Genomic DNA, 17,493 nt, shown 5'->3' with positions numbered 1-17,493 from the left:
CCGACGCACTGAGCCGACGCACTCCCCGGAGGGACGAATCCTGCAGAGGGTGCGCCCCTCCGTCGCGTCAGCGCCCGGTGACCGCCAGCAGCTCGTGCGCCGCGGCGCTGTCCGGGTAGCGGGAGAGCACGCGCTCCAGATCGCGCCGAGCAGGAGCCGTGCGCCCGTCCGAGAGGAGCGTGCTCGCGCGCTCGAGCAGCGCCTCCGCCCGCAGCTCCACGGGACGCGCGCTGGTGACGGTCGGGCGCACCACGCGGTCGAACGCCTCGAGGGCGCCCTCGATCGGGCCGAGCTCGCGGAGAGCGACGCCGCGGCGGATGAGCACCGCGGCGGAGGCGGCGTCCACGTTCTCGACGGGCGCCGAGAACTCGGCCACGTCGCTCCAGCGGCGGCGGGCGGAGTAGAGGGAGGCGAGCGTCGACGCCGCGAGGGTCGACGGCTCCAGGGTCTCGACCGCCACGACAGCCGCGGTCGGATCCATCGGTGCTGCCAGCTCGGCGTAGAGCAGGCGCAGCGCCGGGGCGTCGAGCGGCACCTCCACGTCGAGGCCGCCGCTCAGCGGCAGGCGGACGGTCAGCGCGATCCCGTAGCGGCGGAGGAAGGAGTCGGCCGACGGGTCGTAGCGGATGCGCACCAGCCAGCCGGTGAGCCGCAGAGCGCGATCGTCGTCCGCGGAGTGCAGGGCGTCGCGGACGAGCTCGACGACGGCCGCGAGGCGCGAGCCCTCGGGGGAGCCGGTGGTCGCCTCGTGCAGGTCCTCCGCCGGCGCCCCGGCGCGCACGAGCCGGAGCAGGGGCGCCTCCCACGCCGGAGCGAGGGCGGAGGGGCGCACGAGACCCGGCCCGCCGGGCATGCTGAGCCAACCGGACAGCCGGGAGCGGTGGTCCTCGGGGGAGAGCGGGTCGCCGGCCGCCCGGAGCCGGGGGCGCGCGAGGGCACGGAGCTCACCGCTCCGCCGGAAGCCGACTGCCACGGCCGATCCCCCTCCGCGTGCGGCGGCGGCTGAGGACCGTCGATCCGCCGAGTCTACGGCGTCGCCCCCCGCCGTCACCCCCGAACGGGGAGCGACGCGCTGGCGGCGATCCCCCGCCTCCCGTCGTCGCCCCCCGGCGCTGTCAGGCGCCGATCGAGCCCGCCGTGCGCAGCGGCATCACGTCGGGCTTCTCGGCGGTGCTCGCGATCGTCACGACCGCCTTCTCCTCGTTCGAGCGGAGCACGGCGTCCATGATCTCGAGCACGTGCAGGGCCACGCGGCCGGAGGCGCGGTGCGGGCGGTCCTCCGCGATCGCCTCCGCGAGGTCGGCCAGTCCCACTCCGCGACCGGTGTCGATCACGCCGGCGGAGTCGGGGACGACCCGCCAGTCCTCGTCGCGGACGGCGACCTCGACCGGGTCCGAGAACATGTTCGGATCCGGGACCGAGATGGTGCCCTCGGTGCCGTAGACCTCGAACTTCGGGGCCCGGCTGCGCCAGACCTCGAAGCTCACGGTGACGGTGGTGGCGACTCCGCTCGCGTGCTCGAGCAGCGCGGTGATGTGCGTGTCGATCGTCACCTCGATCGGCGTGCCCGCCTTCGGCCCGGTCTCGATCGTGCGCGGGCGGTCGGAGCGGGTGGCCAGGCCCGTGACGCGGACGACCGGCCCGAAGAAGTGCACGAGCGCCGTCAGGTAGTACGGGCCCATGTCCAGCAGCGGGCCGCCGCCGGGCTGGTAGTAGAACTCGGGCGCCGGGTGCCAGCGCTCGTGGCCGGGAGCGGCCCAGTGCACCTGCGCGGCGATCGGGGTGCCGATCGCGCCGGAGTCGAGGGTGAGGCGCGCGGTCTGCACGCCGGTCCCGAGCACCGTGTCCGGGGCGCTCGCGAAGCGCAGGCCCAGCTCGTCCGCGAGGTCGAGCATCGGCGCGGCCTCGGCCGGGTTCAGCCCGAGCGGCTTCTCGGCGAAGACGTGCTTGCCCGCCTTCAGGGCGCGGGTGCCGATCTCGACGTGCGCCGCCGGGATCGTGAGGTTCAGCACCGCGTCGATCTCCGGGTCGTCGATCAGCGCGTCGACGGTGAGGGCGCGGACGCCCTGCTCGTCGGCGACCTGCTGCGCCCGCTCCTGGTTCAGGTCGGCGACCGCGACGAGGCGGAGGCCGGGGAAGGTCGGGAGGTTCGCGAGGTACTGCTCGCTGATCTTCCCGACGCCGATGATGCCGACTCTCAGCGGGACGCCCACAGCATTCCCCTCTCGATGATCGTGCGGACGTTGTCGTCCTGGAGGATCTCGACGCGGTGGCCCGGCGTCGAGACGAAGATGCGGCCCTCGCCCCAGAGGCGGGTCCAGATCGCGGGGGAGGTGATGGGGCGCTTCCACGGGTCCCACGGGCGGACGGCCTGCGTGGTCGTGGCGAGCACGTCGTTGTAGTCGTCGTGCAGCACCCAGTACTGCTCCGTGACCAGCTCGAAGTCGGTGATGCCCTGCGTGATCGGGTGGTCGGCGGCGAGGGCCGTCATCTCGATCGTGTGCGGCATGTAGTTGTCCGACTGCTCGCCGGTGCGCTCGTCCGGGTGCTTGCCGGGGTGCGAGGCGAACTGGCCGCCGATCAGCTGCAGGTAGTCGGAGTTGTCGCGGTAGGAGTCGGCGATCCCGCCGTGCCAGCCGGCGAGGCCTGTGCCGCGCTCGACCGCCGCGCGGAGGCCCAGGAACTCCTCCCACTGGATGGAGGTCATCGTGTTCGACTGCACGATCAGGTCGACCGTCCGCATGTAGGCCTCGTCGGCGTACACGGCGGTCGACTCCTCGACGCGCACGTCGTAGCCGTTGTCGCGGAGGAACGGCAGGAACAGCTCGGTCGCCTCGACCGGTTGGTGGCCGTCCCAGCCCCCTCGGACGACGAGGGCCGTCTTGCCGGGAGTGGTCGGGGAGTGGTCGGTCATCGTCGTCCTCACGTGCGGGCGGATCGCTCCGCGGTTCGTCATCGAACAGGACTTGCGCAACTTCTGTGCGGGAGCCCCGGCGTCCGACCATCATGCACCGCGGTTCCCGGCGGAGCAAGCCGTCCTGGCGCAGGGCTAGTTGCGAAAGTCGGTATCCGCTACGGTGAGCACATGCCCGACCACGACGACGTCTCCGGAGCGACCACCCGCCCGACCATGGCGCTGATCGCCGAGCGCGCCGGGACGAGCGTCCCCACCGTCTCGAAGGTGCTCAACGGCGGCACCGACGTCTCGGAGGCGACCCGCCTGCGCGTGATGGAGGCGGCGCACGCGCTCGGCTACCGCCGCCGCCCGCGCCTGCGCCCGCCGGTCGAGGATCCGCACTCCGCCCAGATCGTCGACGTCGTCGTCGGCCACATCGGCGGCACCTGGATCGGACCGGTCCTCGAGGGGATCGAGGCCGAGGCCTCCGCCGCCGGGGTCGACCTGGTGCTCACCCGCGCCCGCGACGACGGCGCCTGGATCAGCCGCCTCCTCCGCCGCCCCTCGCTCGGCGCCATCGTGGTGCTGGTCAACGTCTCGGCCGCGCAGCTGCACCTGCTGACCACCGCCGAGCTGCCCGTCGTCGTCGTCGACCCCAGCACGCGGCCGCCGGCCGACGTCGCGAGCGTCGGCGCGACCAACTGGGACGGGGGCCGCATGGCCGCCGAGCACCTCCTCGACGCCGGCCACACCCGCTTCGGCGTCCTCGGCGGCACCCGCACCCAGCTCTACAGCAGCGCCCGGATCGACGGCTTCACCACCGCGCTCCGCGCCGCCGGGGTCGAGGATCCGCGGGTCGCCTACTGCGACTGGGACCGCGAGCTGGCCCGCGAGGCCGCCGGGCTGATGCTCGCCGAGCCGGACGCGCCGACCGCCTTCTTCGCCTGCTCCGACGTGATGGCGCTCGGCGTCTACGAGGCCGCCGACGACGCCGGCCTCCGCATCCCCCGCGACCTCAGCGTCATCGGCTTCGACGACGTCGAGGAGTCGGCCTGGGCGACCCCGCCGATGACCACGATCCAGCAGCCCATCGGCGAGATGGGCGCCATCGCCTTCCGGATGCTGCACCAGGCGCACCGGTCGGCGACCCCGCTCGCCTCGGGAGCCTCGGCCACCCGCATGGAGCTGGAGACGCGGCTGATCCGCCGCGCCTCCGTCGCACCCGTGCGCGTCTAGCGCCGCCCGCTCGCCCTCCCACCCCGCCCCCCCTCGGGATCGATGCGTCACGAACGGCCCCTCTCCCGCGCCCGTGACGACCGTTCGTGACGCATCGACCCCGGCGGGCGCCGCGGTCGGTGGCGACCCGGGTCGCACCGCCTATGCTGCCCGGATGCGCAGCGCGACCGGGGGGATGGTGGTCGCGTCGTTCGTCTCGCGGATCCTCGGGTTCGTCCGGCTGGCGCTCCTGATCGTGGCGGTAGGCGGCACGAGCGCGTCGGTCGGCGGGCAGGTGTTCGAGGTCGCGAACTCCGCGCCCACCTACCTGTACGGGCTCATCGCGGGCGGGGTGCTCGGCGCGGTGCTCGTGCCGCAGATGGTCCGGGCGCGGGCCGACGGACCGGAGGGCGTGCGGACCCTCGAGCGGCTGCTCACCGTGTGCCTCGGCGGAGCGGCGCTCCTCACGGCCGCCTGCACGCTCGCGGCACCGCTGATCGTCGGGCTCTACGCCGGGGGCTGGTCGGCCGACTGGGCTCTGCTCGCCACCCAGATGGCCTACTGGTGCCTGCCGCAGATCTTCTTCTACATCGTCTTCGCCGTCTTCTCTCAGCTGCTCAACTCCGCCGAGAAGTACGGGCCGGGCGCGTGGGCGCCCGCCTGCGCGAACGTGATCTCGGTGCTCGGGATCGCGGTGTTCCTCCTGATCCACCCCGAGGCGGCGTCGACACCCGCCGACGAGTGGACGCCGGAGATGGTGGCGCTCCTGTGCGGCACTGCCACTGCGGCGATCGTGGTGCAGGGGGTGATCGCGGTCGCGTTCTCGCGGTCCGTCGGCGTCCGCCTGCGGCCGCGCTTCGGCGTCGCCGGGCTCGGCGGAGTGTCGCGGGACGCGGTCTGGGTGTTCCTCGGCGCCCTCGTCGCGGAGGTGTCGTACATCGTCGTCTCGAACGCGGCGACGGCGGCCGGCCAGGCCATGAACCGCGCCGGCGTCGACGGGCCGAGTCTCAACTCCTTCTCGAGCGCGCAGCTGCTGCTCCTGCTGCCGCACGGCATCCTGGTCGTCTCCGTCGCCACGGCGATGTTCACGCCGCTCAGCCGGGACCTGCACCGCGGCGATCGGGCGGCCGCGGCGGTGAACCTCCGACGGACCGAGGACGCGGTGCTCGCCGTCACTCTGCTCGCGACGCTCCTGTTCGTCGCGGCGGCGCCACTGCTCACGCAGCTCGTCTTCGGCACACCGGTGATCGGCGGAGTCCTGCAGCTGCTCGCCCTGAGCCTGGTCGGCTTCAGCCAGACCTACGTCCTCAACCGGGCGATGTTCGCGCTGGGTCGGGCCCGCGACTCGCTGGCGACCCAGGTCGTCTCGGCCGTCGGCGTCGCGGTGGGGGCGCTCGTCGGCGGGCTCCTCCTGCCTGCCGAACTCGTCGTGCCGGCGATCGCGGGCGGCACCGCCCTCGGGACCACGGCCGCGTGGGCCCTCGCCCACTGGCTGGTCCGGCGCCGGATCGGCGTCGTGCCGCAGCCGACCCGGGACCGCCGCGCCGCTCTCGTCGCGGCGCTGGTCGCAGCCTGCGCGTCGGTGCCGCTCGGCCTGCTGCTCGCCGTGCCCCCCGACCGCCTCGCGGCCGGCGCCGTGCTGCTGCCGGTCGGACTCGCGATCACCGCCCTGTTCGTGGTCGTGCACCGGGTCGTCGGCGGGCGCTGGCTCTGGTCGCTGGTGCTCGCGCCGCTCTGAGGGGCTGCGCGTGCGGTCCCGCAGCCCCGACCCTCAGTGCCCCGCGCCGAGATTCCCGGCGAGGCGGCCGTGCATCCGGGTGGAGGCGTCGTTCATGCCCGCGATCACGGCGCGGGTGCCGTGGCGCTCGTACTTGGTCGTGACGGCGTCCAGCGCGGCGACGGTCGAGGCGTCCCAGATGTGGGAGCCGGAGAGGTCGATCACGACGTGCGCAGGGTCCTCCGCGTAGGAGAACTGCGTGGTGAGGTCGTTGCTGGAGGCGAAGAACAGCTCGCCGGTGACCGTGTAGTGGGCCGTCGATCCGTCGGCCGAGAGGGTGCGCTCGACGGTGGCGAAGTGGGCGACCCGGCGGGCGAAGACGACCATGGCGGCCAGGACGCCGATGACGACTCCGATCGCCAGGTTGTGGGTGAGGACGACCACGACGACCGTGGCGATCATGACGACCGTCTCGCCCACGGGCATCCGCTTCAGGGTCGACGGGCGGATGCTGTGCCAGTCGAAGGTCGCCACCGAGACCATCACCATCACCGCGACCAGCGCGGCCATCGGGATGATCGCGACGAGGTCGCCGAGCGCGACGACGAGGATCAGGAGGAACACGCCGGCGAGGAAGGTCGAGATGCGGGTGCGGGCGCCGGACGCCTTCACGTTGATCATCGTCTGGCCGATCATCGCGCAGCCGCCCATGCCGCCGAACAGGCCGGAGAGCACGTTCGCGGCGCCCTGCCCGAGCGACTCGCGGGTCTTGCGGGAGGGGGTGTCGGTGATGTCGTCGACGAGCTTCGCGGTCATCAGCGACTCGAGGAGCCCGACGAGCGCCATCGCGACGGCGTACGGTGCGATGGTCGTGAAGGTCTCCCAGGTCAGCGGCACGTTCGGCACGAACAGCTCGGGGAGGCTGCGGGGCAGCTCGCCCTGATCGCCCACGGTCGGGACGGCGACCGCCGTGACGACGACCGCCGCGGTGATCAGGACGATGGCGACGAGAGGCGCCGGAACGGCCTTCGTCAGGCGCGGCATCACGACCATGATCACGATGCCGACGGCGACCAGCGGGTAGACCAGCCAGGGCACGCCGATCAGGTTGGGGATCTGCGCCGAGAAGATCAGGATCGCCAGCGCGTTCACGAATCCGACCATCACGCTGCGGGGGATGAAGCGCATGAGCTTCGCCACTCCGAGCAGCCCGAGCACGATCTGGAACACGCCCGCGAGGATCACCGTCGCGATGAAGTAGTCCATCCCGTAGTCGCGGGCGACGGGGGCGATCACGAGGGCGACGGCGCCCGTGGCGGCGGTGATCATCGCGGGGCGTCCGCCGAGGAACGCGATCGACACGGCCATCACGAACGACGAGAAGAGGCCGACCCGCGGATCCACGCCCGCGATGATCGAGAACGAGATCGCCTCGGGGATGAGCGCGAGCGCGACCACGAGGCCGGCGAGGACCTCGCGGGTCAGGATGCGGGGGGTGCGCAGCGCCGTCATCACGGTGGGCTCGGCGTGCGGGCGGGCAGGGGTCTTCGAGGCGAGGGCCATCGCGGCGGCTCCAGGGAGTGGGAGGGGTGCTCGACGAGGAGCGCGGAGGACTGCGGCATCGGGTCGGCGGAAGCGGGCGGGGATGCCAAGCTTGCAGAGGCGTGTCAGCAGCACGTGCAACCCTACCCTCACGTAAGGGTAGATCTGAAGGGGTGAGCAGGATCGGCACCATGCACATCGGCGAGCTCGCCGAGCGGACCGGCCTCTCGCTCCGGACCCTGCGCCACTACGACGAGATCGGCCTCGTGAAGGCGTCCGGCCGCACCGAGGGCGGCTTCCGCCTCTACACGTCCACCGACTACGACCGCCTGATCCTCATCCGCCGCATGAAGCCGCTCGGCTTCTCGCTGGAGGAGATGGCCGCGCTGCTCCGCGTGATCGACACCCTCGAGGCCGAGGGCGACGACGCGCCGGCCGAGGTCCGCGCGCAGCTCGACGCCTTCGTCGCGCAGGCCCGCGAGCGCCGCGAGGCGCTGAGCGCCCAGCTCGCGATGGCCGACGAGTTCGTCGAGCTGCTCACCAGCCGCTGAGCCCGGTCGCCCGGCCGCCTGCGCGATCGATGCGTCGCGAACGGCTCCCACGCGGCTCCGATGACGACCGTTCGCGACGCATCGGATCCCGGGAGCGCGGGAGAGCGGCTCAGGTCGCGCTCGCGTCGGGCAGCTGCTCCGGGCAGTCGCCGCCCGGCTCGGTGGCGAGCTCGAAGTGCCAGATCTCGTTCGCGTAGGTCTGGCAGAGCCCGTAGTCGGTGCCGTGCTGCGCGAGCCAGCTGTCCGCGTCCGTGTAGCCGATGTCGACCGCGCCGCCGGTGAGGTGGGCGGAGGAGGTGACGGATGCGACGCGGCCGCCGCGGCCTGACGGCGGCTCTCAGCCGCGCGGGCCGCGGGCCAGCAGGGCGTGCAGCAGCGGCAGCGCCGACGCGGTCATCAGCACGGTCCCGAAGCCGCTGTCGTCCGGGCGCACGACGGCGCCCGCGATCAGCAGGCCCGCGAACAGCACGGCCGAGATCACGCGGCGGACGGTGCCCTCGAGCCGGTTCAGCCGGCGCTCGATGGTGGGGACGGTGACCGCGAGCTCGCCGTCGTCGAGGGTCGTGACGAGCTCGTCGAGCCGGCGCGGCAGGCGCCAGATCAGGCCGAGCGTGTCGACGGCCTGCTTGCCGACGTCCTGCACGACGGAGCCGCGCTCCTCGCGGATCAGCTGCTGCGCGTAGGGCTCGACCGAGTCCCACAGGTTGAAGGCCGGGTCGAGCGCGCTGCAGACGCCCGAGGTCAGCGACATCGCGCGGATGACGAGCAGGAAGTTCTCGGGGAGCTGGAACGGCAGCGCGCGCACGACGTCGCCGAACTGCACGGCGAAGTCGCGGAACTCGCGCGGATCCACCTCCCGCAGCTCGGCGAAGCCCATGCCGCCGAAGCGGGCGAAGAGCTGCGTGAGCGCCCGCTCCAGCTCGCGGGAGTCGGCCGAGGGGAGGAGGACGCCGACCGCTCGGGCCGCGTCGACGAGCCCCTTGCCGTCGCGGGAGGCGGCGGCGATCAGCATCCGGCGCAGGCCCGCGCGGGTGCTCGGCGGCACCTCGCCCATCATCCCGAAGTCGATGAAGGTGAGGCGCCAGGGCAGCTCGCCCCCGGGGGTCGGCGTGACGAAGACGTTGCCGGGGTGCGGATCCGCGTGGAAGTAGCCGTTGGTGAAGAGCTGGTCGAACATCACGGCCGCGAAGACCGGAGCGACCTCCCGCGGGTCGATCCCGGCGGCCAGCAGCGCGGCGTGGTCGGTGATCTTGATCGCGGTGACGTCCTCGAGCGTGAGGACCTTGCGGGTCGAGCGCTCCCAGACCACGTCCGGGACGGCCACCCGGGCGTCGCCCGCGAAGTCGGCGGCGAAGCGGACGGAGTTGGCCGCCTCCTGCAGGTAGTCGATCTCCTCGAGGCTGGTGACCGCGAACTCCTCGACGAGGGCCGGGGCGTCGACGCGGTCCGAGACGAGGCGCACGTGGCTGAGCCAGCCGCCGACGCGGCGCAGAGCCGCGAGGTCGACCTCGACGATCTGGTCGATCCCCGGCCGCTGCACCTTCATGATGGCGGCGGAGTAGCCGGTGTCCTCGGCGTCGACGGGGGAGAGCCGGGCGCGGTGAGCCTGCCCGAGAGAGGCGGCGGCGACGGGCGACTCGTCGACTCCGGCGTACGCGCGCTCGAGCGGCAGCCCGAGCTCGGACTCGGCCAGCGCCCGGATCCGCGGGAACGGGACGGGCGGGACCTCGTCCTGCAGCCCCTCCAGCTCCCGGGTGATCTCGGGCGGCAGCACGTCCAGGCGCGACGACATGAACTGGCCGACCTTGATCATCAGGCCGCCGAGGTCGACCGCGAGCACGTGGAAGCTGCGGGCGAAGCGGCGCATCCGGCCGGGCCGGGTGCGGAGCGCGACGCGCGTGAGCCCCACCCGCGGCAGGAGCAGGTCGAAGAACCAGGTGACCGCGAGATGCCACGCGGCGAAGCGGAGGATCCGGCGGTAGCGCCGCCGGTCCTCCCGCTCTCGGTGGCCCGGGGCGGCAGGACCCGGGCTGACCGAGGCCACCCGGGTCAGTCCTGCGCGAGGATCGCGTACAGGCGGCGGCGCACGTCCTCGAGTTCGGCGACGGCCTTGCGGATCTGCTCGGGGGTGCCCGAGCGTCCGACCTGGGCCGCGGCCTGGGCGAGCTCGAGGCCCGCCTTGGGCAGGGCGCCGAAGTCGACGTGGTCGGAGTCGTTCCACGGGGTCGAGGTGCCGTGCTCGGCGACCGTCGCGCGGCCGGCGTCGGTCAGCGTGTAGGTCTTGCGGCCGTTCTGCTCGTCGGCCGTGATGAGGCCCTCGTCCGCGAGGAGCTGGAGGGTCGGGTAGACGGAGCCGGGGCTCGGCTTCCAGTCGCCTCCGCTGCGCTCCTCGATCTCGCGGATGATCTGGTAGCCGTGCATGGGCTGCTCGGCGAGGAGCGCGAGCACCGCGGTGCGCACGTCCCCGCGGCCGACCCGGGAGCCGACGCGCTTCTCCATGCGGGAGCGGGCCTGCTCCATCGCGCGCCAGATGCTCTCGATGGGCGTGCCGGTGCCGAACGCGCCGGTCGATGACGATCCGTTCATGATGACCTCCTGTTTCTCCGAACGATACTCAGCGATATGGGTGGCGACTGTGAACGACTGCCGCGTCGGCTCAGAGCTTCGCGAGCTTCGCCCGGGCGACGAGGAACAGCCCGTACATGACCAGTCCCGCGCTGACGAGGGTCAGGGCGATCGTGCCGTACGGAGGGACGTCGAGGAAGTGGATGGCCCCGTCGAGCCCGGTCGCCTGGCGAGCGTCGCCGGTCAGCGCCGCGACCACGAAGATCCCGCCGGCCAGGCCCAGAGCGAGCCCCTTCGTGATGTAGCCGGTCGCGCCGAGGATCAGCACTGCCGTCCCCGTCGGGCCCTCGGGGATGCGGACGAGCTTGCGGAAGCCGCGCCGGATCCCGATCGCGACGAAGCCGATACCGCTGCCCAGCACGATCCCGCCGACGATCACGAGGATCACGACGCCGACCGTGCTCGTCAGCAGCTCGGTGTTGATGCGGCGGATCGTCGCCGACGAGCTCGTCGAGCCGCCGAGCGCGAAGACGAGCGTGGTGCCCGCGAGCGTGAGCGAGGCGAAGCCCTTGCCCGACTCGACGATCCGGCGGCCCAGGCGGGCGGGGAGCCCCGGCGCGGAGGAGCGCCCGCCGAGGGAGAGCTGCCAGAGGCCGAGCGCGACCAGCCCGACCAGCGCGGCCCAGACCACCACGAGCCCGACGGGGGAGTCGGCCATGCGCCCGATCGCTCCGGACGCGTCCGCCTCCCGCGAGGTCTCGTCGCTCACCGCGACGCGCAGGGCGAGGCCGCCGATCAGGAGGTGGATCAGTCCGTTGACGGCGAATCCCGTGCGGGCGAGGCGCCGGAAGCGCCGGGTCCGGACTCCGGCGCGCGGCGACGGCACGCTCGCAGTGGACATCGCGCAACCCTCTCATCCCCGGCCGCCCCGGCGCCTCCTGACCCGCCGACGCGCGCGTGGCAACCCTCTCCCCGGCCGGGTGCCCGAGTCGTGGGATGGAGGTGCGGCGCGGTTCGCACCGCAGCAGGACGAGAGAAGGAACCCCATGCGTGCACGCCGACGTCGCGCGGGCGGTCGCCGAGGGCCGAGGCGGGGCGGACCTCCCGGACCGGTCCCGGGCAGGGGAGGGCGGCGACGATGACCGGAGCGACGCTCCTCGTCCGCCGCCCGTCGAGCCCGGCCTCGCGGGTGCTGGTGCTCCACGCGACGGCGGTCGAGCTGGAGCTGCTGGTGGCCGCGCTGCTCGGACTCGCCGAGGCGACGCCGTGCCTCGACGTGCGGGTGGCGGCGAGGTCGCGGGCGGCGGTCCTGCTGGCGACCGTCGATCCGGAGGCGGTGCTGCCGCTGGCCGAGGCGCGGCGGGTCCGCGTCGGGCTCCGCCGCGAGCGCGAGGAGCTGGAGCGCGGCGGGGTCGGGTGCCGGCACGTCGTCGAGGCGCGGGTCGGCGGTCGGTGAGGGGATGCCGGGATGTCGGCTGATCGGCGTCTCCGCGGTGCTGAACGGGGGGTGCCCTGATCCGTGTGCGAGCGGGCGGCTGACCTCAGACTGGGGAGGCCGCTCTCCGCAGCGACTCCGCGCCTCCCTCCCGATCCGACAGGACCCGGCATGCCGCTCAGCTCCGACCGCCCCGCCGTCGCCGATCCGCGGCGCCGCTCCTTGGTGCAGGCCGCGTGGGCCGCTCCGGTCGTGATCGCCGTCGTCGGCGCTCCCGCCGCGGTGGCGTCGACCTCGGCGGCTCCCACCCTCTACGTCTTCTTCACGGGCGTGGGCGATTCGGGCGACGTCTTCCTGGAGCTCCTCGCCGGCGACGGGACGCCGCTCCAGCAGCAGTTCGAGTTCCAGGGCGTTCCCCGCGGCACGGACGCCTGGGTCACGGCTTTCCGACCGAGCACCGACGCGTCGGGGATCTTCCGGGCCCGGATCCCCGCCACGCTCACCGCGGCCTACTCCGCCCTCCGTATCGTCGTGCGGGTTCCCGGATTCGCCGAGCCGCTGATCAGCCAGGTGCAGAGGCTGCCCTTCGAGGCCTGAGCGCGGGCATGTGTACGGCTCGAGGCCCGTCCGACAGCGCCGCCGCTCACTTCTCCCGTCGGCGGCGACGCTGTTGCCGGACCACGACCGCCGTGAAGAAGGCGGCGGAGAGGACGAGCAGCGCCGCGACTCCGACGAGCAGGAGTCGGGCGGCCACGAGGAACTCCTCCATCGGAGCCTCCGACAGCAGCATCTGGATCGCCGCGACCGCATGCACCAGTGCGATCCCGCAGAGGATCCGCCCGGTGTTCGCGATCCACCGCCACCCGTCGAGGTCCGGATGCGGCCGCTCGACCTCGGCCTGCTCCGCCTCGAAGTCCGCGATGAGCTCCCCGAGATCCCCGAGGTCCAGCGGCGACTCCGGCGGAAGCGCCAGCAGTCTCCGCAGGCGCTCCTCCGTGCTCGCTCCGGTCCGCTCCATCACTGCGACGAAGAGCCGGCGCTCGCGAGCAGTCGTCCACCCGGGCACGAGGACGCCCCAGCGGCCGGCCTGATCGTCGTAGCCCTCGTCGCGATAGGTCTGCGCGAGCAGCTGCCGCGCCTCGAGGGCGAGCGGATCCGCGTCGATCCGCGAGCGCAGCTCGCTCCGCCGCGCTCTGAGCCGACGCCGCTCGTCGGCTTCCGCTCGATCCATCCGGTCAGTATGGCGCCCCGCGATCGCTCCCGGCCGATCCGTCGAGCTCACCGACCAGAAGACGCGGCTCGGAGGAGGGATGTGGCGGTCGGACGCCCCTCCGAGCGCCCGTCGAGACCCACCTGCCGGGCGTCTAGAGGGCCGCAGGCCTCGTGATGAAAGTTGTCTCCAGGTAGGGCAGCTCGGCGCGGGCGAAGACCGCAGTGAGGACGCGGTCCTCGAACGCGACGCCGAGGCCGACCACGAGGGCGTCGGTGTCCACGCGCATCCCGTCGCGTGCCACGCCGTCCACCAGGACCGGGACGCCGTGCTCGACGGCCGACTCGGTCACGGGCCCGAGCAGGTCTCCCGGCAGGCCGCCGCGCACCCGCTCGTTCCGGAACTGATTGATCAGCACGTGCTCGAGGTGTTGCACCAGCGCCTGCTCGGGAGTAGCCCAGGGCCCGTCGGAGTCGAGGGGCACCGTGGTCCTCACGGCTTCCCAGAGCATCGGGTGCCTCATCTGCTCGCGGACCTTCATCAGGCTGTCGGGGAGCGGCCGACGCGGCGGCCCGTCGAGCTCGGCCCGCAGGTCGTCGTCGAGGTCGGCCAGGTTCACCGGATCGCTGCGGTCGTCCGGATTCCGCCACAGAGCGTAGGAGAGGGATGCGGACTCGAGGTGGGTCCGCCCCTCCGACGTGGTACTCACGGTCGAGACGCCGAGCTCTTCGATCGACGGCTGAGGCGTCAGCGCGAAGAGGGGCCCGCCGAAGCGTGCCGTCACCTCGTCGGGCGTCGGAAGCTCGAACTCCTCGGACGGTCCAGGATCCACCACGAACATGCGCCTCAGCCTGCCCGCGGCCCACGCCGCGTGCAACGGCTGCGCGCGATCCGACGCGCGGCTGTCGCGACCGGTCCGGGGGAGCGTCCCAGCCCGCCCTCCTCGAGGGAACAGCACCGCCCCGTCAGCAGCAGCCGCAGGCCTCGGAGTCCTCGCTCGTGAGCGCGGAGATCGGCGTCGTGCAGGACTCGCCGCGCCAGGCCTCCAGGCTCTCGCGGACGGCGACCGCGGCGATCACGAGGCCGGCGACGGGGTCGGCCCACGTCCATCCGAGCGTGCTGTTCAGCAGCAGGCCCACCAGGACGGCGGCGGAGAGGTACGAGCAGAGGAGCGTCTGCTTCGAGTCCGCGACGGCCGAGGCCGAGCCGAGCTCGCGGCCGGTCCGGCGCTCGAGCAGGGAGAACGCCGGCATCACCAGCAGGCTGACGGCGGCCAGCACGATGCCGACGGGGGAGTGCTGGGCCTCCGAGAATCCCAGCAGCGCCCGGACCGAGTCGACGGCGACGAACGCGGCCAGGCCGAGGAACGAGACGGCGATCACCCGCAGAGCGGTGCGCTCGCGCGCCTCCGGATCGCGGCCCGAGAACTGCCAGGCGACGGCCGCGGCGGAGAGCACCTCCACCACGGAGTCGAGGCCGAAGGCGACGAGCGCGGTGGACGAGGCGACCGTCCCGGCGGCGAGGGCCACGATCGCCTCCACCACGTTGTAGCCGATGGTCGCGCCGACGATCCAGCGGATGCGCCTCTGCAGCACGCGGCGGCGGGCGGGGAGGAGCGGAGTGCGCAGGGCGGTCATGCGCAGCGGCAGTCGTCGCCGGAGCAGCAGTCCGGATCGACGACCAGGGCCAGGCGGAGCAGGTGGTCGAGCGCCCCGGCGATCCGGGTCTCGGCCAGCCGGTACCAGGTGTACCGGCCGTCCTTCACGGCCTCGACCAGCCCGCATCCGCGGAGGCACGCGAGCTGATTCGACATCACCTGCCGCGAGACCCCGAGCGCGTCCGCGAGGTCGGAGGGGACGGCCGGAGCCTCGCGCAGCGCGAGCAGGATCCGGGACCGCGTCTCGTCGGCCAGGGCGGATCCGAGGCGCGCGAGAGCAGCGGAGTGGGTGAGGGTCGCGGTGGCGAGCACGGGAGCGACGGTACACGCGATGCTGTATCGAGCGCGAGGGCGGTGGTCTCTCCTCGAACGTGCGAGCCCCCCCTCCTGCTCCCCCCGTCGGGTGGGCGGACGGGCCGCACTGCCGCGGATCCCCGGGGCCGGCCTCCACGGCGCGCCCCGAGCGGCCCGCGCGCCGTGCCAGGATCCCCTTGATCACGGCGCCCGTCCGCCGCTCCGCCGCTCGGTCTCCTGGAAGGGCCACGGACCCGCCTTGCTCGATGCCACGACCCTCCGCGTCGCCTTCGGGGTCACCGCCCTCACCCTCTTCCTGCTGTTCGCGCTGGTCACCTACCGGTCGACGCGCTCGTCCTTCAGCTTCTGGTGGTGCACGGCGCTCGCGCTGTTCATGGGCGGCTCGCTCGCCTACCTCCGCGACGGCACGGCCGACCAGGTGTGGGCGAATCCGCTCGGGAACGGGCTCATCGTGGCCGGCGCCGCCGCGGTCTGGGCGGCGAGCCGCTCCCTCCGCGGCCGACCGACGCCGTGGTGGCTGGTGGTCGCTCCGACCGTGGTGGTGACGGGCGTGTCCAGCCTCGACTCTCCCGCCGTCAACGACTGGTCGGGAGGGCTGCTCTACCTCGCCTCGATGGCGCTCCTCATCGGCCTGTCGACCCGCGAGATCACGCTGCTCGGCGCCGGGCGCTCGCGCACGCGCTGGCCGCTGCTGCTGAGCTCCGGCGCCCTCTCCCTCTACTACGCGCTCCGGTTCGCCGTGTTCCTGGCCGCGGGGCTGCGCAGCGAGCTGTTCGCGACCTGGTTCGGGACCCCGACCACCACGCTGATCACGCTGGTGCTGCTGGTCGTGGTGTCGTTCAGCATGGCGTCACTCAGCGGCGAGCAGGTCGCGCAGATGCTCACCGCCGGCGCCGCCCGCTCGCGGCAGGAGCTCGCCGACGGCGAGAGGGTGCAGCGGCGGCTCGAGCCCCGCTCGGTCCCGGACCTCCCGGGCTACGACGTCGCCGGCGCCTGCGTGCCCAGCGGGACGGTGAGCGGCGACTTCTTCGACTGGCGCTGCACGCCCGACGGGCTCGCCGTCACCGTCGCCGACGTGATGGGCAAGGGCGTCGGCGCCGCGATGATCGCCGCCACGGTCCGCGCCGCCCTGCGCGTCACCCCTCCCGCCCTCGGCCCGGCGGCGACGATGGCGCTCATCGACCGGGTCGTCGAGCCGGACCTGTCGGCGAACGACGCGTTCGTCACGCTCCTCCACCTGCGGCTCAGCGCCTCGACCGGCGACATCGCCCTCGTCGACGCCGGGCACGGACTCGGGATCGTCTGCCGCGCCGACGGCTCGCGCGAGCGCATCCCCTCCGCCCATCTGCCGCTCGGCCTCCTCGGCACGCAGGAGTGGGAGCCGACCGGCCTCCGGCTCCACCCCGGCGACCTGCTGCTGATCTGCAGCGACGGCGTGCTGGACCTCTTCGACGGCTCCCTCGCCGCCCTCGACCGGGTGGCCGACGCGGCCGTCGCCGCCCCCGCGACCGCCGCCGACGCGGTCGCCGGCGTCACCCGCCTGGCGGCCGAGGGGCTGCTGGCGGACGACGTGACCGTGGTCGCGATCCGGCGGACCTCGGGGAGCTGACCCGGCCTCAGCCCCGCCCCGCCTGCAGCCGGAGCCCGGCCAGCAGCAGGTCGAGGCCGGAGCGGAACACGTCGAGGTCGTCGTGCGTCGCCATGACGTCGGCCGCGTGGTGGCCGAAGGGGAACTCCTCCGGATCGAGGGCGCGCCAGCGGTCGGCCAGGTGCTCGAGGAACTCGCCCCTCTCCATCCCGCTCTCGAGGAACTCGCGGGGCGGCGGCTGCGCCAGGTCGGCCGCGACTCCGACGACGTAGCTGACGATGGACGACACGGCGTGGAACCGCTGCCGGGGCGTCAGGTCGAGAGCCATGAGCTGCTGCCCGAGGCGCTCGTACATCGCCATCGAGTTGGGCTGCACCCCGGTCGTGCGGAGCATGTAGAGGCCGAACCAGGGTCGGCGGACGCACTCGTCGAAGAGGGCCAGTGCGACGGCGCGGACGTTGTCGATCGGGTCCGGCCCGTGGGTGAGCGGCTCGCTGTCGGCGAGGACCCGACCCATGACCTCGTCGGTCGCCCGCTCCAGCAGCTCGTCGCGGCTGCCGACGTACCAGTAGATGCTCGCCACGCCGCCGCCGAGTCGGGCCGCGAGCGCGCGGAACGTGAGGGCCGACTCCCCGGACTCGTCGAGGATCGCGATCGCCTCGGCCAGCACGGCGTCGAGCGAGTGCGACGCTCGGCGGCGGCCCCGGGCGGGGGAGGGCGCGGCAGCGGTCTCCGTCGGGCGATCTGCAGGCATGGCTTGCATCTTACCGAACGGCGTTCCATACTTTCGAACGCCGTACGA

Annotated in this window: 18 protein-coding genes; 6 read left to right on the top strand and 12 right to left on the bottom strand. The window is 73.3% G+C overall.

Annotated elements, in window-relative coordinates; genetic code table 11:
• Positions 1–67: 67 nt before the first annotated feature.
• From C5C30_RS13550 to C5C30_RS13540, 3 genes are all read right to left on the bottom strand, one after another.
• On the bottom strand, positions 68–973 hold the full coding sequence (locus C5C30_RS13550) for a tol-pal system YbgF family protein (RefSeq protein WP_104288670.1): 906 nt from the start codon (positions 971–973) through the stop codon (positions 68–70).
• A gap of 142 nt (positions 974–1,115) precedes the next feature.
• Entirely contained in the window at positions 1,116–2,213 is a 1,098-nt protein-coding gene (locus C5C30_RS13545) for a Gfo/Idh/MocA family protein (protein ID WP_104255953.1), read from the bottom strand.
• The gene (locus C5C30_RS13540; protein WP_104227162.1) at positions 2,198–2,914 is read right to left on the bottom strand and encodes a ThuA domain-containing protein; all 717 of its coding nucleotides are present in this window, start codon (positions 2,912–2,914) and stop codon (positions 2,198–2,200) included. Before C5C30_RS13540 ends, C5C30_RS13545 begins: the two co-directional genes overlap by 16 nt.
• A 171-nt stretch (positions 2,915–3,085) precedes the next feature.
• On the opposite strand from C5C30_RS13540, the gene C5C30_RS13535 reads away from it, so the two are divergent.
• Positions 3,086–4,132: a LacI family DNA-binding transcriptional regulator gene (locus C5C30_RS13535; RefSeq protein WP_104224297.1), complete on the top strand. Its 1,047-nt coding sequence runs from the start codon at positions 3,086–3,088 to the stop codon at positions 4,130–4,132.
• A gap of 154 nt (positions 4,133–4,286) precedes the next feature.
• On the top strand, positions 4,287–5,849 hold the full coding sequence (gene murJ, locus C5C30_RS13530) for a murein biosynthesis integral membrane protein MurJ (RefSeq protein ID WP_104333943.1): 1,563 nt from the start codon (positions 4,287–4,289) through the stop codon (positions 5,847–5,849).
• Positions 5,850–5,882: 33 nt separating this feature from the next.
• Here murJ and C5C30_RS13525 read toward each other — a convergent pair whose 3' ends face one another.
• On the bottom strand, positions 5,883–7,391 hold the full coding sequence (locus tag C5C30_RS13525) for a SulP family inorganic anion transporter (protein WP_104288667.1): 1,509 nt from the start codon (positions 7,389–7,391) through the stop codon (positions 5,883–5,885).
• Between the two features lie 170 nt (positions 7,392–7,561).
• Here C5C30_RS13525 and C5C30_RS13520 point away from each other — a divergent pair, with 170 nt between their 5' ends.
• Positions 7,562–7,921, top strand: coding sequence for a MerR family DNA-binding transcriptional regulator (locus C5C30_RS13520; protein ID WP_104227142.1), 360 nt, complete (start codon positions 7,562–7,564; stop codon positions 7,919–7,921).
• Positions 7,922–8,258: 337 nt separating this feature from the next.
• Here C5C30_RS13520 and C5C30_RS13510 read toward each other — a convergent pair whose 3' ends face one another.
• The 3 genes from C5C30_RS13510 to C5C30_RS13500 form a co-directional block, all read right to left on the bottom strand.
• Positions 8,259–9,965: an AarF/ABC1/UbiB kinase family protein gene (locus tag C5C30_RS13510; RefSeq protein WP_104333942.1), complete on the bottom strand. Its 1,707-nt coding sequence runs from the start codon at positions 9,963–9,965 to the stop codon at positions 8,259–8,261.
• Between the two features lie 5 nt (positions 9,966–9,970).
• Entirely contained in the window at positions 9,971–10,507 is a 537-nt protein-coding gene (locus C5C30_RS13505) for a PadR family transcriptional regulator (protein ID WP_104224292.1), read from the bottom strand.
• A gap of 70 nt (positions 10,508–10,577) precedes the next feature.
• Positions 10,578–11,387, bottom strand: coding sequence for a DUF1206 domain-containing protein (locus tag C5C30_RS13500; protein ID WP_104224291.1), 810 nt, complete (start codon positions 11,385–11,387; stop codon positions 10,578–10,580).
• A 237-nt stretch (positions 11,388–11,624) separates the two neighbouring features.
• Here C5C30_RS13500 and C5C30_RS13495 point away from each other — a divergent pair, with 237 nt between their 5' ends.
• Positions 11,625–11,942 carry a hypothetical protein gene (locus C5C30_RS13495; protein WP_104333941.1) on the top strand — a complete coding sequence of 106 codons (318 nt, stop codon included), beginning with the start codon at positions 11,625–11,627 and terminating at the stop codon, positions 11,940–11,942.
• A gap of 150 nt (positions 11,943–12,092) precedes the next feature.
• On the top strand, positions 12,093–12,518 hold the full coding sequence (locus C5C30_RS13490) for a hypothetical protein (RefSeq protein WP_104333940.1): 426 nt from the start codon (positions 12,093–12,095) through the stop codon (positions 12,516–12,518).
• A gap of 46 nt (positions 12,519–12,564) precedes the next feature.
• Here the strand turns inward: C5C30_RS13490 and C5C30_RS13485 are convergent, their stop codons facing one another.
• The 4 genes from C5C30_RS13485 to C5C30_RS13475 all read right to left on the bottom strand — a co-directional run bounded on the left by C5C30_RS13485 (position 12,565) and on the right by C5C30_RS13475 (position 15,100).
• A complete protein-coding gene (locus C5C30_RS13485) occupies positions 12,565–13,152 on the bottom strand; it encodes a hypothetical protein (RefSeq protein ID WP_104227138.1) in 588 nt (195 codons plus the stop codon).
• A gap of 133 nt (positions 13,153–13,285) precedes the next feature.
• Positions 13,286–13,966 (bottom strand): hypothetical protein, encoded by a 681-nt coding sequence (locus C5C30_RS17395; protein WP_146079002.1) that lies wholly within the window; start codon positions 13,964–13,966, stop codon positions 13,286–13,288.
• 130 nt (positions 13,967–14,096) lie between these two features.
• Positions 14,097–14,768: a cation diffusion facilitator family transporter gene (locus C5C30_RS13480; RefSeq protein WP_104333939.1), complete on the bottom strand. Its 672-nt coding sequence runs from the start codon at positions 14,766–14,768 to the stop codon at positions 14,097–14,099.
• Entirely contained in the window at positions 14,765–15,100 is a 336-nt protein-coding gene (locus C5C30_RS13475) for a helix-turn-helix transcriptional regulator (RefSeq protein ID WP_104333938.1), read from the bottom strand. The genes C5C30_RS13480 and C5C30_RS13475 overlap by 4 nt, the downstream gene beginning before the upstream one ends.
• A 241-nt stretch (positions 15,101–15,341) precedes the next feature.
• On the opposite strand from C5C30_RS13475, the gene C5C30_RS13470 reads away from it, so the two are divergent.
• Positions 15,342–16,712 (top strand): PP2C family protein-serine/threonine phosphatase, encoded by a 1,371-nt coding sequence (locus tag C5C30_RS13470; RefSeq protein WP_104335922.1) that lies wholly within the window; start codon positions 15,342–15,344, stop codon positions 16,710–16,712.
• Positions 16,713–16,719: 7 nt separating this feature from the next.
• Here the strand turns inward: C5C30_RS13470 and C5C30_RS13465 are convergent, their stop codons facing one another.
• Positions 16,720–17,445, bottom strand: coding sequence for a TetR/AcrR family transcriptional regulator (locus C5C30_RS13465; protein ID WP_219827803.1), 726 nt, complete (start codon positions 17,443–17,445; stop codon positions 16,720–16,722).
• Between the last annotated feature and the right edge of the window lie 48 nt (positions 17,446–17,493).

The sequence above is a fragment of the Rathayibacter sp. AY2B5 genome (genome assembly GCF_002931645.1).
Lineage (GTDB): Bacteria > Actinomycetota > Actinomycetes > Actinomycetales > Microbacteriaceae > Rathayibacter.
This window is presented reverse-complemented; position numbering and strand designations above follow the sequence as displayed.